A 26,885-nucleotide genomic window follows, 5' to 3' on the forward strand; every position below is an offset into this window, starting at 1 on the left:
GCTCCTTTCTTACTTCTGTCAGATGTTACTCGTAGGGTCGCAGCCTACTTGGTCCATACTACGCCCCCGGGACAGCGCTGCCTTGTGCGGCACGATATTGCTCGACCACGCTCGACAGCAGCTCCAGATAAGCGGAAGCCCAATCCAGCACCGCCTCCTTGCCGAGGTGCCGGGCGTTGTACGTCCATACCCCGCTAAGCTCTGGCCCTTCCTCCCCGCTTGGTACGGCAGCGCCATTCATATACAACACTATATCGAATCGTTCCAATAACGCCTCCCGTTCCTTGAACCCGTGCTGAGCTGCTCCTGCAAATAACGGGAACAAGGCAAATCCGGATTCGGCTTGCGGCTGCTTTCTGATTTGCCGCGCGGTATAACATTCTCCCGCGCTCGCCCGCTTGGCGGCATGCCGCAGCAGCGTATCGAAATCGCGCACCTCCATAAAGTCGATTTCCTTCGGAGCAATCAGCCCGCTGACCGTCATTGCCGGAAGAGTAAGCCGGTCCATGCCGGATTCGCCGCGCCAGAAGTACAGATATACGGCATACGCCGCAGCTTCAACCGTCACCGAGCGGGATGCAGCAAGTTCAGCGAGCCCTTCCGCAACCGCCCGGTCCAATTGAAACTGAATGCTTCCAATACGCTCTGCGGCATAACCCGTGTTGACGCAGTCGTCTGCGACCAGCAAACCGCTCCAGTTCCAGATCGCAAGCTCGCGATTTCTCGACTCCAGATAAGTTGCAAGCGATGCGATCGTCGGATAGGTGAACAAATCCGTTACGCCAAGAGCGCCGGGATACAACTCTTCCAGCCGTTGATGCGCCCGCACCAGCAGCAGCGACTCTCCCCCAACATCGAAGAAACGATGATGGATGCCGAAGTCGTCCCTTTGCAGGATTTCGCGCCATACGGAGGTAATCGCCAGTTCGATATCGCTTGTCGCTTTGACAAACGGAGTGCTGCTATCCGCCGCTTGATCCGGTTCCGGCAGCGCCTTCCGGTCGATTTTACCGTTTGAAGACAGGGGCATGGTTGTCAGTTCCATCACGACCTGCGGAACCATATAATCGGGCAGGCGCAGCGCTGCGAAATCCCGGAGTTCCTGATGGTCCACAGGTTCGGAGCAAACGATATACGCGCATAAATATTCGCTTCCGCTTATGGCGTCCCGCTTCATGACCACCGCTTCCGAAACGACCGGGTGACCGAGCAGTACATGCTCAATTTCCCCGCATTCGATGCGCTGGCCCCTTATTTTTACCTGGTGGTCGATTCGGCCCAAATATTCGATCGTTCCGTCAGGCAGCCATCTGGCAAGGTCACCTGTCCGATACATCAGACCATCCGCCACAAACGGATTACTCACGAACTTTTCTTTCGTCAAATCGGGTCGGCCGATATAACCCCGCGCCAGACCCGCGCCGGATATGCACAGTTCCCCGGCAATACCAACAGGCTGGAGCTTCATCGCTTCGCTTACGATATATAGCGAGATGTTGTCGATGGGCTTGCCTATCGGCACCTGGATTGGAATATCGCCGTCAGAGCAATCGTAATAGGATACGTCAACTGTCGCCTCGGTCGGACCATACAAATTCACAAGCCTTGCATCGAATGGAACTCCGATCCGCTCGCGGAACCTCTGCACCTGATCCAAAGTCAGCGCTTCGCCGCTGGCGAATACATACTTTAGGCTCTCCAGCCTTGCCTCACCGCGCAGCAATCCAGAATGCTCCAGGAACAGGTGCAGCATGGACGGTACAAAATGCATCGTCGTTACGCCATGCCGCGCTATCGTTTCCATCATAAGCGCCGGGTCCTTTTCGCCGCCTGGAGGCAGCAGGACCAGCTTAGCTCCTGCAAAGCTCCACCAGAAAAGCTCCCAGACCGATACGTCGAAGGTAATCGGGGTTTTCTGCATAATGACTCCGCTTGCGTCCAGTGCGTATTGCTTCTGCATCCATCCGATCCGGTTGACGACAGAATGATGCTCGATCATGACGCCTTTCGGATGTCCGGTCGATCCCGAAGTATACAGCACATAGGCAAGCGAATGTGAATCATGTAGTTTCTCTACAGGGAAGTCGTCTCGCTCCAGTGCCAGCGCCTCAAGAACGTCTATAAATGGTAGGAACATCTCCAGTCCTTCAGGGGCTTTGCCCTTCGTCAAGACAAGCTTAGCTCCGGAATTGTCCAGCATGTAGCGGATTCGCTCCGGCGGCAAGCCCGGTGTAATAGGCACATAAGCTCCTCCCGCCTTCAGCACGCCATAGATTGCAATCATCATCTCCAGGCTGCGATCCATCACCACGGCCACGCGCTCATCGCGCTTGACACCTTGCTTTCTGAGCACCTGCGCCAGCTGGTTCGACTTCCGGTTCAATTCCGCATACGTCAATGCTCCGTCCTCCGACACAACCGCAACGGCCTTCGGCGTTTTCGCCGCTTGTCTTTCGAGGTAAACCTCCACCGTATCACCGTTTGCATACGACGCAGCTGTACGATTGAACGCTTCGCTCTGCTTTAACGCAGCCTCGGCGCCTTGCAGCCCGATCTCTCCGAGTGGCCGCTCGGGCTCGGCCAGTGCAAGGCAGACAATACGGAAATACCATTCCGCCATTCTACGTATGCTATCTTCTTTAAATAGCGCCGTTGCATATTCGATCGTCAAGGCTGCACCTTTTGCACCCTGATCCGCAATCTCAAACGTCAAGTCCAGCTTCGACACGCGATTGTCCGTTATTTGCGCCTCGAATTGCAAGGTGTCCGCCACCGCTTGTACAGCCTCCATATGCTGCATGACAAACATCGTGTCAAACAGCGGATTGCGGCTTAGGTCGCGCGGCACATCCAGCATCGACACCATGTGCTCAAATGGGAGCAAGCCATTGTCCAGCGCCGCAAGCGCATTTTCTTTGATCTGCTCGGCGAACGCTCTGAACGATAGTTCGCTGGATGGAAAGCTGCGGATCGGCAGCGTATTGACAAACATGCCGACCAGAGTTTCGGTTGCGGGATGGAAGCGGCCGGCGATCGGCGTGCCGACAATCAGATCGTTCTGCCCCGTCATTAGATGCAACAACGTATGGTATGCGGCAAGCCAGATATGAAATGGAGTAACGCCCCATTGTTCCGCCGCCGTTTCGATCCCTTCAATAAGCTCCGCCGAAATCGGCAGTGCAAGCTTAGCGCCTTCGAAGCTTTGTTCGACAGGACGCGGATAATCCGTTGGCAATTGCAGCACGGGAAGCGTACCCGCCAGCCGGAATGCCCAATATTGTTCTTGCTCCTCTTTCGCATCCGAAGTCATCCACTTCTGCTGCCAAACGGCGGCATCCTTATAGTGAATGGGCAGCGGCTGCAAAGAGGCGCCGCGATACAGTTGCTCGAAATCATGTGCCATCACATTCATGGAAACGCCGTCGGCGACGATGTGATGAATATCCAGCAGCAGCGTATGTCGGCTTTCGCCGTCCGTCGCGAGAAACGCCCGAATTAACGGAGCCTTTCGCAAATCGAACGGTCGGACGACCGCGCGCGCAAATGTATTCAAGTCGGCTGCGTCCATTAAGGGATGCACGGCTAGTCCAAACGAAACACGCTCATGAATACGCTGTACTGGCTTGCCGTCTGCCCAGTCAAAGCTGGTGCGCAGCGGTTCATGGCGGTCAATCAGCCCTTGAATCGCCTCGTAAAGCCTGTCCTGATCAAGCTTGCCCGTCAAGTTCAGAACGAACGGAAGATTGTAGGCCGTGCTGCCTGGATAAAGCTGCTGCAGTACAAACAGTCTGTTCTGCGCGAGCGACATCGGATAGAATGGCTGGCTTTCCGCCCGGGGAATAACTTCAGCCCTCTTGGGGGCCGCATTGTCGATCCGTGCCGCCATTTCCCGCAGCAGGGGAGCGTCGAACACATCTTTCATTGCAAATGCAGCTCCATAATGCTGTTCGATCAAGCCTGCAAGCTGCGCGGCGCGCAAGGAATGCCCGCCCAATTGGAAGAAATGGGCTTCTCTCCCGATCACCGACGATTCGTCCTGCCGGCTTGCGGCCAGACCAAGTACCTCCCTCCAGAGCTCGGCCAGCCGCTGCTCCGTCGACGTAGCTGGCGCCTCGCCGCAAGCTGCCGGTTCAACGAACCGGGGCTGTGGCAGACGGCTGCGGTCGGCTTTGCCACTCGGACTCAGCGGAAACGCTTCCATTGCAACAAAATACGATGGAATCATATACTCTGGCAGCAGTTCCTTAAGTGCGGCCCGAAGGTTCGATTCCTCCGGCACCTGCCCATCCGCTGTCACGAGATATGCGCAAAGCGCTGGCTCTCCCGCATGGTCCGCCACCGATGTCACCACGGCATCCCGAACTTCCGCCTGCAAGAGCAGCGCGTGCTCGATCTCGCCACATTCAATACGGAGACCACGCAGCTTGACCTGATGGTCAAAGCGTCCCATATATTCAATATTGCCGTCTGGTAACCACCTAGCGCGATCGCCGGTAAGGTACAGCTTCTCTCCTGTGGCAAACGGATTCGGAACAAAGCTTTGCTCCGTCAAATCCGGCCTGTTGCGATATCCGCGCGCAAGACCGGCACCCGCGATGCACAGCTCGCCGGACACGCCGATCGGCTGTGGTCTCATCCGCTCGTCCACAATGTAGAGCCGGATGTTATCGATTGGTTTGCCAATCGGAATCTTACTCGCCCCAGCGTCCAGGCAATCGTAATAGCTGACATCGACCGTCGCTTCCGTTGGGCCGTACAGATTTATGAGTCGGCATTGGCTGCCGCCGCGTTCCATCAGGTTGTAAAAACCTGCGACATGCGCGGGCTTGAGCGCTTCGCCGCTCGTAAATACGTATCGTAGTGAACCAAGCTCGACGCCTCTGCCACTGTCCGCTGCATAGGGCAAAAAGACGCCCAGCATGGACGGAACAAAATGCATAACCGTAACCGCCTGCTCCTCAATCGCGCGCAGCATAGAGGGCAGCTCCTTTTCCCCGCCGGGCTCCAGCAAATAAAGCGAAGCGCCGGCAAAGCTCCACCAGAACAGCTCCCAGACGGAAACGTCGAACGTAATCGGCGTTTTTTGCAAAATAACGTCACGCTCATTCAGCGGATAAGCCGTCTGCATCCAGTTCAGCCGGTTGATCACCGCGCGGTGCTCCACCATAACGCCTTTGGGTTTGCCGGTGGAGCCTGACGTATAAATGACATATGCTAAATTCTCTGGGCCTGATTGAGGCGATAGATCTGTTTCTTCTTCCTTCGGAAGTTCCGATGCGGCGGCAGACGCAAGCGCATCCAGATCGAGCGTTTCTCCCTGATAGGCCGGGAGCGTATGGATCCACTTGGCCCCTACCAGAAGCAGCCTTGCTCCGCTATCCTCCAGAATGCTGCGGATTCTCACGGGCGGGTGTTCCGGATCGATTGGCAAATAGGCCCCTCCCGCTTTAAGCACCGCCATGATCGCAATCAGCATGGACAACGAGCGCTGAGCGGCAATCGGCACGATTGTTTCGACCGTAACCCCCTTGCCTCTTAGCACGGCAGCCATGCGTTCGGCGCGTTCATTCAGCTCCCCGTAAGTCAGCGAGCCTTCGGCCGATCGCACAGCCGGGGAGTCCGGCCACCGCCGGGCCGACTCTGCAAACCATCCGTGAATCGTCTTCTCCACCGGGTATGGATGTCCCGTATCATTCCACACCGCAAAGGCGGCTTCTTCGGCAGGCGTCACCATTGCAACGTCACCACAGATCAGGCCGGGACTGGCGACCGTTTGCTCCAAAATGTAAAGCAGCCGCGCCGCCAATCGCTCCATCGTGCTTTTATGGAATAATCCCGTATTATACTCCAGCTCCGCCCTCAGACCGCCTTCACCATCGCTGTACAGATCGAGTTTAAAGTCCAGCTTGGACGTTCCGTGGCTGACGGGCAAAGGTTCCATGCTCCAGCCGTCGCCGCGTGCCGCCAGCTTCACGTCTTCAAACTGATTGTGAACGATCAGCATCGTATCGAACAGCGGGTTGCGCGAGGGATCATGCGTATACCGGGCCGCTTCGATCATGTGCTCGAAGCTGACATCGCCATGTTCGTATGCGGCAAGCAAACGCTCATGAGTCTCACCAACAAATGCCAGTATTGACTGCTCGTCCACCACCCGCATCCGAATCGGCAGAAACTGGTTGAACATGCCGATCATCTGGGCCGTGTCCGGATGCGTCCGGCCTGCCGCCAAAGAACCGATTGCAAATTCCGACTGATGCGTCATTCCCTTGAGCAATAACGCGTAACCCGCAAAAAGCAGGCTGTTCATGCTCGCTCCGACGCTTGCGGCCGTCTCTTTCAGCCGTTTGGCGAGCGCCACCGGAATGTGGAATGTATACGTATCGCCTGCAAATGTCTGACGGTCGCCTCGCGGCCGATCCAGCGGCATATCGAGCGGCGCCGGCGGCTCTGCAAGCTGCTCCGTCCAAAACGCCCTGCTTGCACTGGTCCGCTCCGAGCTGGACTGTCGCTCCTGCCAAATGGCAAAATCCTTGTAATGCAGAGCAGGCGACACAAGTTCCGCGCCGTCGATCAAAGCGGTCAACTCCTCCAGCAGCAACTTGACGGATATGCCGTCTGCGGCAATGTGGTGGATGTTGAGCAGTAAATAGGCCTCCGCTCCTTCCGATTCGGGTCGGCAAAAACATGCCGCGAGTAGCGGCGCTGCGGCAAGCTCGAGCGGCCGGAAAAACTCGCTCAAGCATTCCGGCAGCGGCGTCTTCGCGAGCTCCGCTGTTTGCAGAACAAAGGCGGCCGAATCGTGCACGATCTGAGCCGGAACGCCGTCGATCCAATGATAGGAGGTCCGCAGCGGCTCATGTCGTTCGATCAACTTTCGAAGTGCTAGTTCGATTCTGGTCTCACCCACCGCACCCGTTAGTTTAAGCGCAAGCGGAATATGGTAAGTTAGTCCGATATCAGCCATGCTTTCTGCCAAAAACATGCGCCGCTGCGACGGGCTGAGCGGATAGGATTCGGCTGTTGGCGCACCCACTACAGGTTCGTAAGTTTCCTTGGCTGCCCTGTCGATCCATGCCGCCTGTTCTCTGACTGTCGGCAGTTTGAAAATTTCATGAAGCGGCATGCGCACCCGGCAATGCTTGTAGAGTGCTGAGGTCAATGCGGCCGCCTTCAGGGAATGGCCGCCATGCTCAAAGAAGTGGTCAAGCGCGCCAACCTGCTCTGCATGAAGCACTTCTTGCCACAATCCTGCGACAATGATCTCCGTATTGGTTGCGGGCGCTTCATATGGGACAGTGCGCTCCGGCGCAGGCAGACTTTTTTTGTCCACTTTGCCATTGGTGTTCAGCGGAAGCTTCTCCAACAGCACAAATGCGGAAGGAATCATAAATGCCGGCAGCTTGCCTGTCAGTTGGCTCCGAACGTTTTCCTGTTCTTGGGTTTGCTCTGCAACGATATAAGCGCATAAATACGGCGCGCCGTCATTCTCGATCAGCGCCACAAACGCTTCCTTGACGCCTTCGCAATCCAGCAGCCTGCTTTCGATTTCTCCCAATTCTATCCGGTAACCCCGCATCTTAACCTGGCTGTCGATCCGGTCCAGAAACTCCAAATTTCCGTCAGGCAAGCGGCGCACCAGGTCGCCGGTTCCGTATACGGTTTCGCCTTCCCGGAACGGATGCGGCCGGAACTTCGATGCGGTCTGCTCCGGCAAATTCACATATCCGGATGCGACACCGTCGCCCGCAATCCACAGCTCGCCCGGCACCCAGTCCGGCTGCAATCGGCCCTCATCGTTCAGAACCAGCGTTTCTGAACGAGCGATCGGCGCCCCGATCGGTACGGTGGCCGTCTCTTGTCCGTCCCATGTCTCCGTGATCCTATAGCAGGTAGCGAACACCGTCGTTTCGGTAGGGCCGTAGACATGCAGCAGCACGCCCGGTCCAAGCACGCGAAGCGCTTTGCGGATATGCGGCGTGGAAGCCCGCTCTCCGCCAAATAAAATATGGCGCAGGCCGTGCAGCGACTCCAGCCCATGATCGACCAGCGTATTGAACAGCGCCGTCGTGACAAAGAATACGGTAATGCCTCTGCTCTCAATCAGCTCCGTTAGCCGCATAACATCGGCGACCTCTTCCTCGCCAACCAGCGTCAGCTTCGCGCCGTTCAATAGCGCTCCGTATACATCGAACGTTGAACCGTCAAAGGCGTAGTTGGAAAGCTGCAAAAGTGCATCGTTTTCCGAAATGCTTACATAATCGGTATGAACAGCGACCCGGGACACATTGCGATGCGTGGTCATAATCCCTTTCGGCTTGCCCGTCGAGCCGGACGTGTACATGATATACGCGAGATCGTCCGCCGAGCCGTCGATGTCCAGATCATGGTCGGACTCGCCGTCCCATCTCGTATCGAGTCCATCCATGTCGACGACATCAAATCTGTCACCGGCAAGCCGGGCGCTAATATCCACCGTCGCAGCCGCAGCCACAATCGTCCGCGCTTCCGTATCCTGCAGCATAAATAAAATCCGTTCTTCGGGATATTTCGGATCGATCGGCACATAGACGGCTCCGGCTTTCAGCACGGCCAATATCGCCGTAATCATATCGGGTGAGCGCCGCAGCAGCAGCGCTACCTTCGACCCCGGCGCGACGCCGCGCCGAGCAAGCGTGCGCGCGAACCGATTGGCACGTTCGTTCAGCTCGCTGTAGGTATATGCCTGCTCGCCCATTTCAACGGCAATCTGCTGCGGTGTCTCCACCGCTTGCCGTTCAAACAGCCTGTGCACAGACAGTTCCTGCGGTGGCGCGGCAAATGAACGGCTAAGCCGGAGCAGTCGTTCCAGCTCCCCTGCATCGACGGGATCAAGCTCGCCAAGCGTCGCATGCGGCTGCGCAGCGACGGCCCTGGCAAGCGCTACATAATGCCTTGCCAACTGCGCGGTGGCCTGTTCATCGTACAAATCTAGTGCATACTCCAACATAAATGCGATACTATCGCCGTTATCCGCGCACTCCCAAGTCAGGTCAAACTTGGCCGAGCCGCTGTCTATCGATTGGGGAGTATAAACGACATCATTGCTTCGCCATTCGGGCAGCTCCATATTTTGCAGCGTAAATACCGAATCGAAAAGCGGATTGCGCCCGTAGTCCCTTTTCACATTCAATAGCTCGACTATTTCTTCATAAGGCACATCCCCGTGGCCAATAGCCGTGAGCGCCTCCCCATGGACCTGCTTCAACCATTGATCGAATCGCAAACTACTTTGCCCGCGTAAGCGGATCGGAACCATGTTGACGAACATCCCGACTACGTTTTGCAGCTCTGGACGTATCCGTCTCGCAGCTGCCGTGCCGACAACGATGTCGGATTCGCCCGTATATTTCGCAAGCAGTGCATAATAAATCGAAAGCAGGACGGTGTATAAAGTTACACCCTCGCGTCTAGCCAAAGCCCGAAGCGATCCGGAAAGTTTCGGCTCCAGCTCGAAGCGCTCCATTGCCCCGCGATAGCTTGGCGTCTGTGGCCTTGGGCGGGGTGATGGTAGGGCCGGAGACGGCACGCCATCCCGAAAAATTTCTCGCCAATAAAGCTTCTGACGCTCCAGCCAGCCGTCGCTTTGACACGTTTCCTCCCAAAGCGCCATATCCCCACTATGAATGGACAAAGGCTCCGGTACATTCCCCCCGTACAAACTCGTAAGATCAGACATCAAAATGCCCATCGACGTTCCGTCCGTAATGATATGATGCATATCCAGCAACAGCACACTTGTCTCGCGCTCTAGACGCACAAGCTCCATGCGCAGCAGCGGCGCTTGATCCATACGAAACGGCTTCAGGAAGCTGCGCTTCCGAAGCTCAAGTGAAGCCGCGGTCCAGTCACTTCCGTCAATGACGACTAGCGGCGGTTCGACCACTTGATCGATGCGCTGCATCACATTGCCTTCATCCATATAAAAGGATGTCCGCAGTGCCGGATGCCGCTCTATCAGAGCCTGCCACGCTGCGCGGAATCGTTCGATATCGAGCGGGCCCTTCAACTGGACCGCGAACGGCAGATGGTAGCTCAGCAGCCCCGGATTCAACTCTTCCAAAATGAACAGCCGCTTTTGCGCCGAGGTCGCCGGATAAACTGTCCGTTCCTCCGCTTTGGCCACCGGTGGAGGAGCGGCGGCAGTTCCTTCGCCCTTTTGCACCTTTTGCTCCAGTAAAGCGGCCAGCGAACTCACCGTATCGTGCAAAAACAGTTCGGTAAGCGTAAGCTCCACGCCAAAAGACTCTTGCAGCCTGGCGGCGGCATAAGCCGCCTTGAGCGAATTGCCTCCTTGCTCAAGAAAGCCGTCTTTCTTGCCTATATAATCCTTTTTCAACACCTCGCGCCAGATGGACATGATCCGCTCTTCCGTCTCCGTCTTCAAGTCAACATCCCTGCGCAAGACATCGTCGCCTTCCACATCACCCCGCTTAAGCGTGGCCGCCGCTTCCAGTTCCGTCAGCTCGGCAAGCACTTTGGCAAACTCGCCTTCGCGCAGCGCTTCCGCCAATACGTAGCGTTGAATTTTGCCAGAGGTTGTTTTCGGAATTCGCCGAACGGGGACAACAAAAGCAACGTCCAGACCGGCCGATCCGTTCAGCAGTTTTTTCACCTCGGCCATCAGCGGTACAAATCCGCCGATCTTGCCGCGATGCTGAATAAAAACTGCGATCGCATCCCGTTTGGTCGTCGCATCCTGAACGGCGGCAATCGCCGTTTTCCCGATTTCTGCTCCTTTTAATCCGCTGATCAACGCTTCCAGGTCATGCGGATACACATTTTGCCCGTTGACGAAAATGACGTCCTTCATGCGGCCTGTCACATATAAACACCCTTCCAGCAAGAAACCCAAATCTCCCGTATTCAGCCAGCCGTCCTGGGAAATCGTTTGCTTGTTTACATCGGGCCGCTTATAGTAGCCGCTTGTAACGTTGCGGCCTCTAATATGAACCAAGCCAATGCTGCCTGCTGCCGAAGGTTTTCCCGCTTCGTCGCAAATGCGCACCTCGCACTCTTGTACGGGGAAACCCAGCTCGACGATCTCGATGGCGGCATGATCCCCGTGCGCGGCCATTCGTACAGGCTGTCCGACAGCGAGCGATTGACGATCAAGCAGAACGGTATTCAGGTGATCTTCCGTCCCCGGGAACGTCACGGCCAGACTCGCTTCCGCAAGTCCGTATACCGGGAAAATGCAATTTCCCTTTAACCCGTACGGCTTCATCGCCTCCAGAAAATCGCGGCAATGTGCGGCCGATATCGGTTCGGCCCCGTTAAAAATCAGCCTGACGCAAGACAAATCCCATTCCGCCGCTCCTTCCGGCTTCCAATGCTGCAGAAAATGCACATAACCGAAATTCGGCGAAGAGAGGCATGTCACCTGATGCTTATGCGTAAGTTCCAGCCATTTCATCGGATGAAGTACAAACGTCGAAGTTGGCAAGTGCAACTGATTCATGCCACAAAACAGCGGCGAAAGATGAAAGCCGATCAGCCCCATATCATGTGTCAGCGGCAGCCAGCTTAGCGAAGAATCCCGCTCCGTTGACTGCGCCCCTTGAATAATGGCGCGCATGTTCGACAGAAGATTGCCGTGCGTCAGCACGACACCTTTCGGATCTCCGGTAGAGCCTGATGTAAACTGGATGAATGCGATGTCTGTCTCGGCTGAATCATACGGCTCAGCCTCGGGGCGGCCTGCATCCGCAGCCGCCGAAAGCACTTCCGCAATCGGCACGCTGCCGGACTCGAGCCAGGCAAGCGCCTCCTCCTCCCCGTGCTTTAAAGCGTAGGCTTGAATTCCCGGCCAAAGATCTTCATCGCAGAGCAATCTTGGCGCTTCCAGCTGCTTGCATACCTGGATCAGCTTCTTGCGTCCTTCGTCCGTACGCGCTGCAGTTACAGGTACGGGGACAATGCCGCCGAGCACGCAAGCCCAGAACAGAAGGATAAACCGTTCGTTATCTTCCGTCTGCATGACGGCAAAGTCTCCTGGCCCAAGGCCCCGCTCGCGAAGCAGATGGAGCGCCCTTCCGGCCAATGTAAGTAATTGGCCGTACGACAAGTAGCGCTCCTGGCTGCTTTCGCAAAATAAAATGCCCGCATCGTTTTCCTTGCGCGCCAGCAATACGCCGGACAAATTACGGATGGTTCTCATAGTGTGCAGCCCTCCGTTCTGTGTTTTATCACACCGTTGTGGAATGCAGTTCTTGATAATCCCCCGTTACGATGCGATTATGCTCGTCCATAATGACGACATCCGGACGATACGTGCGGGCTACCGACTCCTCCATCATCGCGTAAGAAATAATAATGACGCGGTCTCCCGGCTGCACCAGTCTGGCTGCGGCGCCGTTCAAGCAAACCATCCCTGAGCCTCTTGGGCCGGTTATGACATACGTCTCCAATCTGGCTCCGTTATTTATATTGACAACTTGTACTTTTTCGTTCTCCAGAATGTTTGATGCATCCAAAATATCCTGATCGATGGTTATGCTTCCTACATAATTCAAATTGGCTTCCGTCACGACAGCTTGGTGAATTTTGGACTTATGCATCTCTCTAAACATAAATACACTCTCCTTGTGGGGTGGTGTTAAGAAAAATAAAACATAGCTAACTCCTTAATAACGAACGTTATTTACCTAATATTCCTTTGTAAGGAACATCCAGAGTACTAAACCGTTCAAAAAAAAAGAAATTCTGCGGCAAATTCATGCCAAAGTAGCTGTTCATACAGAATAAGCAAGTTTATGCTTATGTGTGGGATCATGCTGAATGGGTTATTTCTTTCGATTGTGAGGGGTTCATGTTGACTCGCAAGTTCATGATTTAGGACGAGGTCATGCTAATTAGGCAGCTCAATCCTATTGTGCGGGTACAAGTTGATTGGGAATTCTGTCAGTTAGAAATAAAAAAATGGGTTTTTGCATCGCAGCAGCTCATCATACGAGCAGATCAGTGTTTCGCAGGGGGAAAAATCATGATGTTTAATTAGGTGTGGCGGTAATGAGTTAAAGTGATGAAGCGTGTAAGCGTGATGAATATTTTTCTCTCGTACAGGAAATTTCTTACAACCTACATTTATAGTAGTACTAAACTTTTACTTGCGATAGGGAGACAATCCTATAATAGAGGGGGAAATTCTTTTACTATTTTTGAGCATCCCTACCAAAAATTGAGAGCTCTATGCAGAAAAGCATTTCCGCTTTTGCTTGAAAACAGCAGCTTGACAAACAAAAACAGATTAAAAATCGTAACTTTGTAACGCAGGGATTGGCGGCAATAGCGGAGCGCTTTTTTGCGGTCGTAACGGTTCAAATAGCTGAGCGTATAATATTTGCTTGCGATGCCGATGTCGATGTAAGAGATCTGTTTGGCTTTTTTGCTGACGGAATCGGACTGGACGACCAAATCCCGGATATGCTCGCGTACCTTGATAGATTTGAAGCTAAGTCCCTCGATTTTTATATATATTTCCTCGTTGAGATGAATTGTATCGGGATCAAGCTGCCAGCGGTCGCAGAAGAAATAGAGGCTGTCGGGCGACTCCCGGTAGACGGAATGAGGTTTGGTTTGCAGCGCAATTCTGTAATTGTCGAAAAAGCGGAGCAGATAGGTCGTATCTTCCCCCAGATAAAAATGTTCGTTAATCAAGCCGACTTCGTCCAACAGCTTCCGACGGAATACCATCGTGTTTAGTTGAAAAAAATTGCGCGTATGCGACAAAAACGCCTCGAACAATCCTTTTTCGAATATAATCGAATCTCCGTCATTCCATGTTTCGAACTTGGTTCGCATAGAATGCAACAAATACCGCTCAACCTCATTGTCGAAATTGTAGGAAGTAATATCCCCGTGCTGTTCCACCCATAGCGCGAAGCTGATATCCGCTTTCGTCACCGCATGCGTCCTCATGCTGTCGGTCAAATGGCAAGGATACCATTCGTCATCAGAATCAAGAAACGCCAAATATTCGCCCTGCGCCGCCAGCATTCCCGTGTTTCGCGCGCCGCCCGGTCCTTTTTCCCGTTCATTGCACACATAACGGATTCGCGCATCTTTGCGTGTCCACTCGCGGATTACCTCTTCCGTATGATCCGTGCTTCGGTCATCAACGACGATCAGTTCCCAGTTCACGTAAGACTGGCGGAAGACGGACTCGATCGCGCCGGAAATGATCTGCGCCCGATTATACGTTGGCATTACAATGCTTATTAACTGCTCCATTCACTTCACTCCAATCGTTACAAAATATATGCCTTAAATCATCGTCAGTGTAATTGCGTAAGCGGGAAGCCGTCAAGTCCAACAAGCACACATCGGTTTAAGCACGAGCTGAATATGAATTCTTATTTAAGAAAAATTTAGTGCTAAATCATTAAGGTGTTTGAGGCTTTTAGTGTTTAAATTAGATCGTACCCTGAACTATGAGTTTACGTTGAAACAAGCAAGAGTGCATGAAATCAAATCTACTTGAAAACCGTCCTCATTTACGTGAAACCATATATATTTTTGGCTTGAACATATATCGTTAAAACAAAAAAAGCCGCAGTTACGCGACTTTTAAACAGATATGTTCCTGTCACGAGGCAGCGTTTAGCTGTGATCAAAGCTCTCGTTGCAGCATTTCTCTCAAGTTCAGCTCGGAGTCCTGACCTGTTTAGGAAATACCTCTCCGGTAATATTATTCATCTCATTAAATATTAACCCCATTGCCGACAAGATCCGACAAATTCGTATCACTTTTTAAGCATGGGAAGCAGTGTCCGTATCTCATCCTCACTCCATTGACGGCGGTTATACTCTGCAATCTCGAAGGGTTCCGCATATTGAATACCGGCGCTCTTGTCTTTGCCATACCATTGTTCCAGTGCCGGAATCATCTCTTCAGATACATGAAAAAATGGACTCCAGTACTCAAGAATAAACTCTCTTCGCAGCTCCCAGCCCTCCGGAACAAGATGATCGATTCCTTGCTGCCATGGAGCTAGTTCATAAAACTGCGTTGCATGGGCGTCGCATCCCAACAGCTTCTTTTCCAGCACGGAAGTAATGTCGACGACAATATCCGCCTTGTAGTTTTTTCGGGCCGAGAAGTCGGGCATCAGCAAAAACAGCGGCTCCTTCTCGAAGGATGCAGCACCGCCGGCTACGTATTCTGCGGCTTCACGTACAATTCTTCCGGCATTGCGATTGTCGAAATGACCACCGCCATGTCCGTGGAAGGTAATGACGATGTCGGCCTCCCACTCGCGGATATGCTCAATCACTCGATCCCGATTTTCTGGGGTAGGTACAAGCCAGCCATCAGAAATATTCCATATGGTATACTTCTGAACGCCAAGCCGCTCTGCGGCTAATAGAGCTTCTTGATGTCTGCGTTTTGCAAGTTCAGGTCCTTTGTAATCGTAGTGCCCGATATCGCCGTTCGTCAGCGTCAAAAATTGAACCCGGTGTCCCAACTCGGCAAACAAGGCCACTGTACCGCCGGCATATTCCTCAGGCTCATCCGGGTGAGCCGCAATGATTAGTACGTTCAACAAGTTTGACATAAGAAATCTCCTCCATTATTTAAGTAATTGGTAAGCAAGCGATTCATGAATAGCCTCAATCATACGCCCTATCGTGACGCCATGATCCAAATTCCGTATTCGTTCCTGTTCCACGTCAGTATTTTTCATGTCAGAAAGCCACTGCTCAAGCATAGTGATAGGCTGCTCGTTTTCTACGATTAGCGGCATTTCCGTCCAAATCGTATCATCTATCCGCTTGATGCGTGCCGAACCATCATAGCCGCCCCCCAAAAACGATCCTTCTGAGCCGTAAATTTCCATGGTGAACGGTGAGACCGGGGAGATATACCCCATCTCGACCGTTGCGAGCAAACGGCTGCCATACTCCATCACACAGACCGCGGAACTCGGCGTATGCGAGCTTGAGCCCCCCGACGAGATGACCATCACTTTATCCGGCTCTCCGAGCAGTAAGCAAGTCATATAAATGCCATGCAGTCCAATATCGGTCAGCAAGCTCGAAGAATCAAGAATAAAATGTGGAGGCAACACGCCATTCACCAGTCCTCCGTGCGCGTTGCGAATGCGCAGTCCGGTAAGTCTTCCCAGACGGCCCGAATCGATTGCTTGCCTGGCGGCAAGACATATCGGCTTCATCGCAAACGGTAGATCCAGCGCAAACGGAACGTTTCCGGAACGGATGATATTCGCAACATTCACAGCATCCTTCCCGTTGGTAGCGATCAGTTTGTCAGCGAGAACCGCTTTGCCTGCTTTTACTGCTTTCTCAATTAGGGAGGCCGCCTGCTCAGGAGCTGCCACTACGATAACTCCATCAATATTCGGATCAGCTAGCAATTCCTCATGCGATCGAGCGCAAAGATCCAATTGTTCCGCCGTCGCACGGGCCAATTCTTCTTGATCATCACTGACACAGACAAGCCGAGCATCATTCCTTGGAGCCAGCAGCGCCGCATATTCTTTTACATGAAAAAAGTTCCAACTTCCGATCGCTCCTATATGGATCATATGTTATCTCCCTCCCATTAAAAGCTGACCGGAATGTTAGCGGCCACTCCGATAAAAGCGCCGATCCATCCTGCAGAGGATAGCCGTTCCCCATACAGAAATCTGGACGCCATAAGCAGTCCAATAATAACGCTCCCATTAATAGCCGGGAACAGATTGGCTCCAGCATACCTGGAAGTCATCCATACGACAAGACCATTTCCGAATCCGGTTGCGCTGGCAATGCCTGCAATAATAAGCAGATTCTCTTTGTCCAGGACAGTACGCAGCCTGTACACTAATCCCCTTAGCGTATATGAATTCAACCTTTCCCTTCTGAAGCCAATAGTTGACAAAATAAGTACCCCTATCATGGTTACAGCTGCCCCCGACAAAAATCCGATGCCCAGGAATGCCGCAGACTCTTCACCGACCTCCGTTTGATGATATTTGGCAAATACAGACAGCAATCCATTACAGACGAATGCAGCTAAAGCATACAAGTACCACACTCGATCGGGTCGCGTCAACTCAGTCTTTCTTTTACCGTCCAAAACGAGAATGCAGTAAAAGGAGATCAGAAACATGGTTATACCGATGACTTGTACATGACTTATTCGTTCATTCCAAAGCCAATGGCTGGCGGCAACCGGGATCAACATACTTGCTGAGAAGCAGAAGGCAGAATAAGTCAGAGGGCCCGTAGCCAACGCTCTGGCATATACAATCATCGTTAAAGCAAAATCGATTCCGTAGCATAAGCCCGCTCCTACCGTCACTGGATCTATGCGCAGATGGCCTGAGCTTATCCAGACAGCTGCGCAGCCGAATGCTGCGACCAGCATGTAAGAAACGTGTATAACGAGAGCCTCACGTTCCCTGCTACGGATTTTTTTAAGGAGGAGGGATTGAATCATGAATAATAATGCTGCTATAAATGGAAGAAACCAATCCAAATCAACCGTCCCCTTCAACTCTGCAATGAATTAGTCGACGATGCGAAATGCAGAAGAAACAATATTTCATGCTTTCAATCCCAGTTCCCTGAGCACAGCTGTCAAATGGGTGGTCGACTGCTGAAGACGCTGGTCACGCTGCACTGCATAAGGAGGAAACTCGTAGTCCTGTGGATCAGGCAATTGCCCTGACGCGATTCGCTGCTGGCATTGCCAAGCGTATCTGATCAGTTCGGCCGTCTCTTCAACAGTCAGATCAGGATGACTATCTCTCCACTCCTTGACATACAGGTCCAAATTCATCAGACCTTTGTGATCTTCAATTTGAACATGCAGATCCGGCTGAAAAGGCGCAATGATCGAGAAAATTTCGCGAAAATCCACAAATCCTTCGCCTGCAGGCTTCACTTGTCGAACCAGCCCCGTTTCCGAGAAATACAATATGCAGTCCTTCGCATGCATCTGATGCACATAAGGAGCAGTGCGTCTGGCAACGCTTACAGGATCTTCAGCACGAGATACTACATTTGCTGTATCGAATGCTACGCCTAGCACATCGTCGCCAACTTCTTCGATGAGGCGTATAATTTCAAATGACGTAATCTCCTCATGCGTTTCAAGATTGATGCGCGTGCCTGTATCCCGGAGAGCTGGTGCCAGAGACTTCAGAAAGTTGGCAGTAGCCCGCAGCTGCTCCTCCCAGGTCACATCTGTACGAAAGCGGTCGTACACATGATATCCGGTATGATGTCCTTTCCATCCGGCCGTAACTCCGATCAATTCCTTCGCTCCCATGAACGCAGCCGCTTCCAACATTTTTTCAACAGCACGCTTATAATCACCGCCGCCAATTGCCCACGCATCCGGAGTTTCATTCGTGTTGAAAGGATTGACGCGCCCAATTCCGAAATCCATATAAAGCTCGAGATCTCGTGCACAGTCAACCGCCGCCTTTAATTCGTTCCGGTCAAGCTTCCTGGAAACACATATCGGCAGTTTGTAATAAACGCCGTCGTATCCTGATTCCTTTGCCTTTTCCAGAGCTTTTTCCACAGGTAAATCCTCCTGCAAAAATCCGTGATGCATATCAATACCCAGTTTCACGAGATGATCCCTCCTTCATTTTTCATATCGTCTCACCTGTTCTCATGTTTACTTCAGCGTATTGTTATAAAGATCAATCAGCTTTTTCACACCACGATTTTCCATATCTTTCACATAGTTGTTCCAATCGGTCTCTATGCTCATCCCTCCAAATACGAAGGCATCTTGTGCTTTGGCATAAGCATCCTTGATCGTCGTGAGCTGCATATTTTCTTCTTCTTTCTCGTCCGGCGACAGCTTCGGCACCTTCGTAATCGGCGGGAACCAATGGTTGGCAATCGCTTCTTCCGTCAATGTGCTGACCAAAGGATTGTCAAGGACTTTGATAAACCAGTCGTACGTATACAGCATGGTATAGTTTTGGTTGGAAGCCCCACTATCCCATAATGCTCGCTGAATGCTTGCCGCGCCTGTAATTTTATCTGTAAATTGCTTTTTGCCATCCACAACTTCATACGAATCATTCTCAATTCCCCAGGTAACAATGTTACTGCCTTCATCACTGTACAAATAGTCCAGGAATGCAAGCAATTGATCAAAATAAGGCTTTTTGGCAGCACTCGCCGGTATGACGATTCCATGCGGAATACGCAGCGTACTGGCAGCCAACTTGCCACCAGGTCCGGCAATGGGCGCAATCGGCGCCAATTCGAAATCAGGGCTTACGTTCTTCTTGCCATCCGCATTGAGTTGGGCTAATTCACTGATCCAGGTGTAGGTGAATACGCTTTTTCCTGTTACCATTTTTTGTTTCCATGAATCGAGACTTGTAGTGAACAGTTCGGGATCTGCCAGCTTCTCGGTGATCAACTTATGCAGGAAGCTCACATACTGCTTATAATGATCCCCGGTATAAGAATACGCATAGGACTTCGTGTCCTGGTTATAGACAAAGCCGTTATAAGAAGGATCTATCCCCCAGGCGGCACCGGATAAATTCCTCAGAGTGTCAGCGCTTTCCAGATTCGCCATCGGAAATGATGCAGGATCTTTTTCTTTAAGCGTTTTGAGAACAGCATATAATTCGTCCATGGTTTCGGGAATTTTCAGTCCATACTTCTTGATCAGATCCATCCGAATGACAGGAGCCGTGTTATACAAGGCTGTTTCGTTCATAACCGGCGCGACATACAGCTTGCCATCCTTCGTCCTCCAGTTTTCGAGTTCGTCCTCAATCTGATACTCTTCAATCTTCTTCTTCAAATTCGGAAGCTTATCCATATAATCGCTCAGTGGAAGCAGCACTCCATTCTGGGCAAATTCGGATACGATATCCTGTCTGACCTCCGTAACCAGATCAGGAATCGAGCCTGAGCTGAGTACAATTCTGAGCTTGTTGTTATAATCAGGTGAAGGAACAGACTGCACATCGAGATCCACATTCGCCTGTGCTTGCAGTTTTTTGAAGAGCGCCCAATCCTTGTTGAATGGATATGCAGAGGAATCGCTGTACATCATCGAAAGTTTTAGCGGTCCGGTCGCTCCCGAATGATCCGTACCCTTTGAGCTTGAATCATTTGATGTATTGGAACAGGCTCCCAGCAGCGATACGCCAAGCAGCACCGTCGCCATCGTCAAAAGGGTTTTGCGTAAAGGCATTTTCATAGGATACACCTCACTTTTTTTATTGTCCTGCACAGACCGTGATTGGCGAAATACGCGATCAGCCCTTAACCGCTCCCAGCATCACTCCTTTCGCGAAATGCTTTTGAGCAAAGGGGAACACGATTAAGACCGGTATCATAGTCACCATGATGACAGCTGATTTGAGCGATGCCGATGACAACGTGTTGATATCATTCTGGCCGATTCCCGAACCCATGGATGCCAGATCGGCTCCCGCCACGATATTTCTCACGATCATCATGACCGGATGCATTTTGCTTGAATTCAAATAAATCATCGAGTTGAACCAATTATTCCAATAATACACCATAAGGAACATCGTGATAGCGGCCATGACTGGTTTGGATAGCGGAATCACGATTTTGAATAAAATTTGCAGCGGATTCAATCCGTCCACCATCGCGGCTTCCTCCAGGCTTTCGGGAATTCCTTGAAAAAAAGTCATCATCAGCAGCAAATAATACGGTGTGATGCAGAACGGAAGAACAACTGCCCATATGGTATCAATGAGACCTATGCTCTTCACAACCAGATAGGTTGGGATGAGTCCTCCGCTGAAAAACATGGTGAACATGATGATCAGTATGAAGGCCTTCCGGCCCTTCAGAAATTTCTTGGATAACGGATAAGCGCATATGGTTGTCATGAAAAGACTGATGGAAGTGCCTAATACGGTTTGAATTAAGGAATTTTTAAAGCCCTGCATAATGCTCGGATGGTCGAAAATACGTAAATAGGCGTCTATAGTAAAGCCGATCGGATATACAGTAACTTTGCCTCCCAAAATGGCCGCCGATTCGCTGAATGAAACGGCAAGCAAATGAAGAAAGGGGAATCCAATAGCAAGCATCACCAGGGTAAGAATGCAAAAATTGAAAACCATAAACAGCCGAAAACCTCTTGTTTTCCGATAAAGCATGCAGTACCCTCCTTAATAAAGCGAAACGCCTGAGATCTTGCGAGAAATAGTATTGGCTACGGAAACTAAAGTGAAGCCGATGATGCCGCCAAAGAGGCCCGCTGCCGTTGCGTAGCTGTAATTGTTATTTTCCAGGCCCATGCGAAAAACAAAGGTTTCGATAATATCGCTTGTGCTGGAGTTGCTAGCCGTATAAAGAAGCAATACTTTCTCAAAGCCCAGTGATAATAATGAGCCAAGCGAAATGATAAATACGACAGAAATAGTAGGCAATATTTGCGGGATGGTCACATGCAAGGTCTGTTTCCAACGTCCGGCTCCGTCCAGTTCGGAGGCTTCATAGAGCTGCGAATCAACAGAAGCAAGTGCGGCGACAAATATAACAGCGTTCCACCCCATATACTGCCAGATATCCGAGCCAATATAGATGGTCCGAAACCATTCCGGTTGATTGGTAAAGAAAATCGGATCAATGCCCATCATGCCGAGCAGATGATTGATAATCCCATTGCTCGGAGAAAGCAGCTCCTTAATCAGTCCGACGACGACAACAATCGAAATAAAGTTGGGAAAGTACGATACGATTTGAATGAAGCGCTTAACCCGGCTGCTGAGAATTTCATTAATCAAAAGCGCAAAAATAATAGGAAGCGGAAACGTGATACTTAAATTAAACACGCTGAGAATAATCGTGTTCTTGAAAGCGACCCAAAAATTGGGATCCTCCAGAAACATTCGGAAATAACGGAGCCCGACCCATTCCGTTCCATAGGCAGGACCGCCAGGGACATACTTCCGAAAGGCAAGCATATTGCCAAAAATCGGCCCATATCGGAAGATCGCAAAGTAAAGCATCGGTAATAATAGCAACAAATAATAATGGTAGTTCCGCTTCAAATACGAAGCGAATGCTTGATTCATTTTCTATCCTCCTTCCAAGTGAATATTACGGTGTAATGTTCCGTGGTTTTATCAAAACACATCCTGCACATCGAAGGTAATAGCCACCTTGCTTTCGCTGTCATCCTTTTCGCCTATTGTTGCTCAACCCCTGTCTCCCTCTCCTCAGTCCTGATTTCGTCTTTGTTCCATTTATCGCACAAAAAAAGCCCCAGACGATATCTGCGGCTGTGCCTTTTAGGATCGATGTCACATATTTCTACTTAGTTGATCCGCTGGCTCCAGAATGCATTGCTTTTTCCCAATGGTTTTTTTATAATTTGAACCAACCTGTGACAAATGTTTCCGGTGATTTATCAGCAAGGAATGCGGCAAAGTGAGAGGTGATCATTGTGATTAATATTCGTCATAAGTTAACCCATTTAGGTTTCCGAAGCATCTTTTATCGTCTCATTATTCTGTTCGTCTCATTATCCGCGTTTATTCAAATCACCCTGTTTCTGAGCACTAGTGTTTTAATGAAGCATATTGAGTCTCAGATCAAAACGAATTATGAGTATTCCTTGTCAAATCTGGCATCCACCATCAATAATTTATTCGATGGTATTTACCAATCCAATTATTTGCTGGCACTGGATCCAAATTTTTTGAAAATATTCACTACTGAATATGCCGAGGATGATTTGACCAAATATGCCGACTATACACAAGCGATTCGCTCGTTATCCCGTGTGAAATCCAGCAGCAATTATATTGATAGCGCTTACATTTATAAACGGAAAGAAGATATCATCATCAGCGATAACGGCACCTATCTGCCAGAACAGTTTTATCAGAACTTGTTTGATACTAAGCAGTACCCTCCAGCATTCTGGCACGATTTTAAGGCCAATCATCATCTGTTTACGATCCTCCCACCCTCACAGACATCGGGAAACGACCGGAACCAGAAAGAATCTACGATTTCTGTTGTTCAATCGACGGTAGGTGGACGTTATTCCAATAATTTGTACATCATCAATTTGAAAGCAGAGGCTGTTCGTAATCTGCTGCGCAGCTACAAATTGACACCCAATAGTCTGATCATGGTCTCTGATCCATCGGGCAATCTGCTGGCTGCGAGTCAAATCATTGACTCTGATTTGCATGCCTTTATGAGCGAAACATTGACGGATCCGCATGAAAAATTCGATATGACCTATCAAAATCAGCAAATGCATGTGATTAAATATTCAACCAACTTTTTCTTTCGAGACGCAACTATGATTGTTGCCGTTCCTCATTCTGACATCACTTCCTTCCTGAACAAAATGAAAAACTGGAATTTTACTGTGACCGGAATTTTGTTTGTCATTTCGCTTCTGCTCTCTATCCTGTTCAGCAAACGGTTCTACGCGCCCATACGATCTCTTGTGCAAACCTTACAGCGCAGCGAGCATAAAAAGAAAGAGGAACTTCCGTTCAATGAATTGGAGTTTCTGAATACGGAAATCCGCCGCATTCTAATGGATGTGGACCAGCTAAATGAAACCTTATCCTATTCTTTGCCCATTGCAACCCAGCATTTTCTAGGCAAAATGTTGAAGACGAGCTTTCCGTACGATAATAAAACCATCGACGATTATTTAATGAAATTGGGTTTCCGCTTTCCGAACCGTTTTTTTCAGATCGGCCTGATTCAGTGCACTTTCCGTAAGCCGTTTTATGATTTGTACTCTGAAAAATTTCAGACTGAAGCCTCGGATACGGTTCACCGTATATTGCAGGCGCTTCTGCCCAAGAAGCATCCGACCTATATTCTGGAGCTAGACACGAATTTGTTCGGGGTACTGATTAATCCGGCTTCGGCTATAGACATCGATTCCTCCTCCTATTTTGAGTTAATCGATACCTTGTTCCGTCAGGACGAGGCTGCCCTGCGAATTCATATCGGAATGGGACTTGTTCATGAGAACTACAAGGGCATGCAGATCTCCTATATGGAAGCAATGAAGGCTTTATGGCGCGTGTCTCCATTCGACTCCAAACGGATCGTCTATTATTCGGAATTCGATCATGAGGAGCCCCGCTTCATGCTGAACAAGACGGAAGAGAACATATTGACTAACCTGCTTGTTGCCGGGAAGCGGGAAGAACTGATGGAGCAGCTCAAGCAGCTAATCAAAGCAAACATTGATCAGAGCATCTCGGGAACCAGCATGAAGCAGCTTTTGATTCATTTGTACTTGATTGGTATCCAGGTGCTGAAGCAAAAAAACATCTCATTCGAGCAGCTTGCTCCGTTTGAGACAAGTGAATTTTTACTGTCTGCGGACTCCGGCTCTGTCGAAGAAATTTCAGGTTTTCTGTTCGGCTTCTTTGATCGAGTGCTTGCGCTAAGCAACCCGTCACCCGATACATTTAACATTCAGCGTTTTCGCGCTTATCTGGACACACATTATGCCGAAGAGATTACGCTGGACATCCTGGCGGACAAATATAACACATCTCCGAAGTATATGTCACGTCTGTTGAAGAATGAGCTCGGAACAACCTTTTATAGATATTTGCAGGAACTTCGCATTGCCAAAGCCAAGGAACTGCTAATTGCCTCCTCAGATCCGATTCATAAGATATGGGAGCAGGTCGGCTTCAATAACCGCAACACCTTTATCCGTACCTTCAGAAATCTGGAGGGCATTTCGCCTACCGATTACAGAAAGTATCACCAGCCTGAGAGCCTCTCGCTTTAATGTGACAACTCTGCGAGTCATGAAAGGTGGGAACCCCCCTAAAATATCTAATGAAACAACTTCTTGACTGTTTAAACTCCCTCCTGTTAACTGAGCAAACGGCAGCCGTGATTGGCTGCCGTTTCTTGACTATCGCTCCCCGTTTAGCTTAATCTTCTGTCAGTTTACCCGTTGGTTACTTGTCCATTTTCGTATACGCGGAAAAATAACTCAGCTCAACGACGGAAATAGGCTTTATTATTTCTTTCTCCTTGTGTTCTTCTAAAACTTCGTCTTGAATTTGGTCTGAGTATTCTTTCTGGGGTCTCCCTTCTGCTAGTCTTATGTCAATAAAATCAACGATTTGCTGAAGTGAGGAGACTTGATTCATGATATTTTCACGGTGACTTTTTAATTGATCCACCAGTTCGGGATATTCCGTGGATGCGGTGTCGGCCGAAGCCGCCAAAAATGGCCGCATCGCCTCGAGTGGCATTCCCGTTTTTTTGAGGCAGGATATCAGCTTGATCCTATAGATATCCTCTTTTCGATAGACGCGATGTCCGTTTTTCTTTCGTTCTGCCCGGGGCAGCAGCATGATCTTTTCGTAAAAACGGATCGTGTCTTCTGAAATTCCGGTTTGCTCAGCAGCTTGCTTAATCGTAAACATTTGCTCTTCCATGATGTCCCCTCCCCATACTGCCTTTTTGAGTATTATACAACTTGGAGCCGACTCCAAGTCAAACTTACTCTTCCATAACCCTCGTAGAGCAACTCTTTTATTTTTTGTCCCTTGACTTGGATTCGACACCAACTTTTATTATAGGTTCTGAGAGGGAGAGAATCCCGACCATATGAAGGAGGAGATGTACATGGAGCTCGACGAGTGAATTCAGTGCACCAACAAATAAAGCTAACTAAAGGAGCAGTCATCTATGAACCCTAAATATCAACCTCTAATGGAGTCGTTTCATTTCAAGAATGGTATGGAAGTAAAGAATCGCATTGTTCATGCGCCAATGACGATATCTTATTCTCAGCAAGACGGTACGATATCGGATGAGTTAAACACATATTACGAGAGACATTCGAATGGTGTTGGAATGGCTATCACGGGGAGTACCATAGTCACACCAAATGGCAGGGTATTTGGCGGTGAATTGGCGGCTGATCATGATGATAAGATCCCGAGTCTGCAACGCCTGGCAACAACAATTAAGAAAAGTGGGGCAAAAGCCATTCTGCAAATCTTTCATGGCGGTCGCGAAAGTTCGACCGAACGGGTACCGAACCATGAGATCGTGAGTGCGAGTGCGGTTGCAAAAGAAGGATCGGGTGTAATCCCTCGAGCACTCGAAGAGAAGGAAATTGTGGAGATCATTCGTGCGTTTGGCGCTAGCACACGGAGGGCAATCGAGGCTGGTTTTGACGGGATTGAGATTCACGGGGCGAACCGATTCCTTATTCAACAATTTTTCTCACCGTACACAAATAGGCGCGATGATCGTTGGGGAGGAAATATAGACAAACGTATGGCATTTCCACTCGCTGTTGTCGATGAAGTGCAAAAAGTGGTGGCTGACTGTGCCAAACAGCCGTTTCTTGTGGGATATCGGTTATCGCCAGAAGAAGAATGGACACCCGGTATTACAATGGCCGATACGCTTAAACTGGTGGACGTCCTCGCAAACAAAAATTTGGATTATTTGCATGTCTCTTTAATGGACTTTTGGTCTAAGCCTAGACGCGGTGTTGAGGACAATCGCTCTAGAATGGAAATCATTTACGAGCTCGCCCATCAAAGAGTTCCGGTTATCGGTGTAGGTTCGATCCACACGCCTGACGAGGCTCTAAAAGCGTTACAATCGGGAGTTCCATTTATTGCACTTGGACGAGAACTGATTATCGAACCCGATTGGGTTGAGAAAATAACGCTAGGTAAGGAAAACGAAATTCGTACTGAACTAACCTTAAAGGATAAAGAACATTTGGGGATAGCGGAAACATTATGGCTGAAAATCATCAACACTCCAGGATGGTTCCCTATCGCAGATAAAGTGAAAATTTAATTGTAACGATCCTTAACAATGCTTTAGCGCGCCTT

At 50.3% G+C, this 26,885-nt stretch carries 13 protein-coding genes; 2 read left to right on the plus strand and 11 right to left on the minus strand.

Annotation, left to right across the window (positions count from 1 at the left end; translation table 11 throughout):
• Window positions 1-58: 58 nt before the first annotated feature.
• The 10 genes from GRF59_RS03090 to GRF59_RS03135 all read right to left on the minus strand — a co-directional run bounded on the left by GRF59_RS03090 (window position 59) and on the right by GRF59_RS03135 (window position 22,091).
• Window positions 59-12,199 carry a non-ribosomal peptide synthetase gene (locus GRF59_RS03090; RefSeq protein ID WP_160496187.1) on the minus strand — a complete coding sequence of 4,047 codons (12,141 nt, stop codon included), beginning with the start codon at window positions 12,197-12,199 and terminating at the stop codon, window positions 59-61.
• 28 nt (window positions 12,200-12,227) lie between these two features.
• Window positions 12,228-12,611 carry an aspartate 1-decarboxylase gene (panD, locus tag GRF59_RS03095; protein WP_160496188.1) on the minus strand — a complete coding sequence of 128 codons (384 nt, stop codon included), beginning with the start codon at window positions 12,609-12,611 and terminating at the stop codon, window positions 12,228-12,230.
• A 598-nt stretch (window positions 12,612-13,209) separates the two neighbouring features.
• On the minus strand, window positions 13,210-14,271 hold the full coding sequence (locus GRF59_RS03100) for a glycosyltransferase family 2 protein (RefSeq protein WP_160496189.1): 1,062 nt from the start codon (window positions 14,269-14,271) through the stop codon (window positions 13,210-13,212).
• Window positions 14,272-14,783: 512 nt separating this feature from the next.
• Window positions 14,784-15,596: a PIG-L deacetylase family protein gene (locus GRF59_RS03105; protein ID WP_160496190.1), complete on the minus strand. Its 813-nt coding sequence runs from the start codon at window positions 15,594-15,596 to the stop codon at window positions 14,784-14,786.
• A gap of 15 nt (window positions 15,597-15,611) precedes the next feature.
• Window positions 15,612-16,586, minus strand: coding sequence for a Gfo/Idh/MocA family protein (locus GRF59_RS03110; RefSeq protein ID WP_160496191.1), 975 nt, complete (start codon window positions 16,584-16,586; stop codon window positions 15,612-15,614).
• A 17-nt stretch (window positions 16,587-16,603) separates the two neighbouring features.
• On the minus strand, window positions 16,604-17,410 hold the full coding sequence (locus GRF59_RS03115; RefSeq protein WP_160496192.1) for a hypothetical protein: 807 nt from the start codon (window positions 17,408-17,410) through the stop codon (window positions 16,604-16,606).
• A 177-nt stretch (window positions 17,411-17,587) separates the two neighbouring features.
• On the minus strand, window positions 17,588-18,625 hold the full coding sequence (locus GRF59_RS03120; RefSeq protein ID WP_160496193.1) for a TIM barrel protein: 1,038 nt from the start codon (window positions 18,623-18,625) through the stop codon (window positions 17,588-17,590).
• Window positions 18,626-18,673: 48 nt separating this feature from the next.
• Window positions 18,674-20,230, minus strand: a complete 1,557-nt coding sequence (locus GRF59_RS03125) for an extracellular solute-binding protein (protein WP_160496194.1) — start codon at window positions 20,228-20,230, stop codon at window positions 18,674-18,676.
• A gap of 58 nt (window positions 20,231-20,288) precedes the next feature.
• On the minus strand, window positions 20,289-21,170 hold the full coding sequence (locus GRF59_RS03130; protein WP_160496195.1) for a carbohydrate ABC transporter permease: 882 nt from the start codon (window positions 21,168-21,170) through the stop codon (window positions 20,289-20,291).
• 12 nt (window positions 21,171-21,182) lie between these two features.
• Window positions 21,183-22,091: an ABC transporter permease gene (locus tag GRF59_RS03135; RefSeq protein ID WP_160496196.1), complete on the minus strand. Its 909-nt coding sequence runs from the start codon at window positions 22,089-22,091 to the stop codon at window positions 21,183-21,185.
• A 497-nt stretch (window positions 22,092-22,588) separates the two neighbouring features.
• On the opposite strand from GRF59_RS03135, the gene GRF59_RS03140 reads away from it, so the two are divergent.
• Complete coding sequence (locus GRF59_RS03140; protein ID WP_237391606.1) at window positions 22,589-24,802, plus strand: helix-turn-helix domain-containing protein; 2,214 nt, start codon at window positions 22,589-22,591, stop codon at window positions 24,800-24,802.
• A gap of 175 nt (window positions 24,803-24,977) precedes the next feature.
• Here GRF59_RS03140 and GRF59_RS03145 read toward each other — a convergent pair whose 3' ends face one another.
• Window positions 24,978-25,466: a MerR family transcriptional regulator gene (locus GRF59_RS03145; protein WP_160498095.1), complete on the minus strand. Its 489-nt coding sequence runs from the start codon at window positions 25,464-25,466 to the stop codon at window positions 24,978-24,980.
• 250 nt (window positions 25,467-25,716) lie between these two features.
• Here GRF59_RS03145 and GRF59_RS03150 point away from each other — a divergent pair, with 250 nt between their 5' ends.
• A complete protein-coding gene (locus tag GRF59_RS03150) occupies window positions 25,717-26,850 on the plus strand; it encodes an NADH-dependent flavin oxidoreductase (protein ID WP_160496198.1) in 1,134 nt (377 codons plus the stop codon).
• The last annotated feature ends 35 nt before the right edge of the window (window positions 26,851-26,885 follow it).

This window comes from Paenibacillus dendrobii, assembly GCF_009807035.1.
GTDB lineage: Bacteria > Bacillota > Bacilli > Paenibacillales > Paenibacillaceae > Paenibacillus_AQ > Paenibacillus_AQ dendrobii.

Excerpts from the sequence above, each read along its gene's own strand:
- GRF59_RS03125 (WP_160496194.1), bottom strand. The coding sequence starts at position 20,230 with ATGAAAATGCCTTTACGCAAAACCCTTTTGACGATGGCGACGGTGCTG.
- GRF59_RS03140 (WP_237391606.1), top strand. The coding sequence starts at position 22,589 with ATGAAGCATATTGAGTCTCAGATCAAAACGAATTATGAGTATTCCTTG.
- GRF59_RS03130 (WP_160496195.1), bottom strand. The coding sequence starts at position 21,170 with ATGCTTTATCGGAAAACAAGAGGTTTTCGGCTGTTTATGGTTTTCAAT.
- GRF59_RS03110 (WP_160496191.1), bottom strand. The coding sequence starts at position 16,586 with ATGATCCATATAGGAGCGATCGGAAGTTGGAACTTTTTTCATGTAAAA.
- GRF59_RS03100 (WP_160496189.1), bottom strand. The coding sequence starts at position 14,271 with ATGGAGCAGTTAATAAGCATTGTAATGCCAACGTATAATCGGGCGCAG.
- GRF59_RS03105 (WP_160496190.1), bottom strand. The coding sequence starts at position 15,596 with ATGTCAAACTTGTTGAACGTACTAATCATTGCGGCTCACCCGGATGAG.
- panD (WP_160496188.1), bottom strand. The coding sequence starts at position 12,611 with ATGTTTAGAGAGATGCATAAGTCCAAAATTCACCAAGCTGTCGTGACG.
- GRF59_RS03090 (WP_160496187.1), bottom strand. The coding sequence starts at position 12,199 with ATGAGAACCATCCGTAATTTGTCCGGCGTATTGCTGGCGCGCAAGGAA.
- GRF59_RS03150 (WP_160496198.1), top strand. The coding sequence starts at position 25,717 with ATGAACCCTAAATATCAACCTCTAATGGAGTCGTTTCATTTCAAGAAT.
- GRF59_RS03115 (WP_160496192.1), bottom strand. The coding sequence starts at position 17,410 with ATGCTGGTCGCAGCATTCGGCTGCGCAGCTGTCTGGATAAGCTCAGGC.
- GRF59_RS03135 (WP_160496196.1), bottom strand. The coding sequence starts at position 22,091 with ATGAATCAAGCATTCGCTTCGTATTTGAAGCGGAACTACCATTATTAT.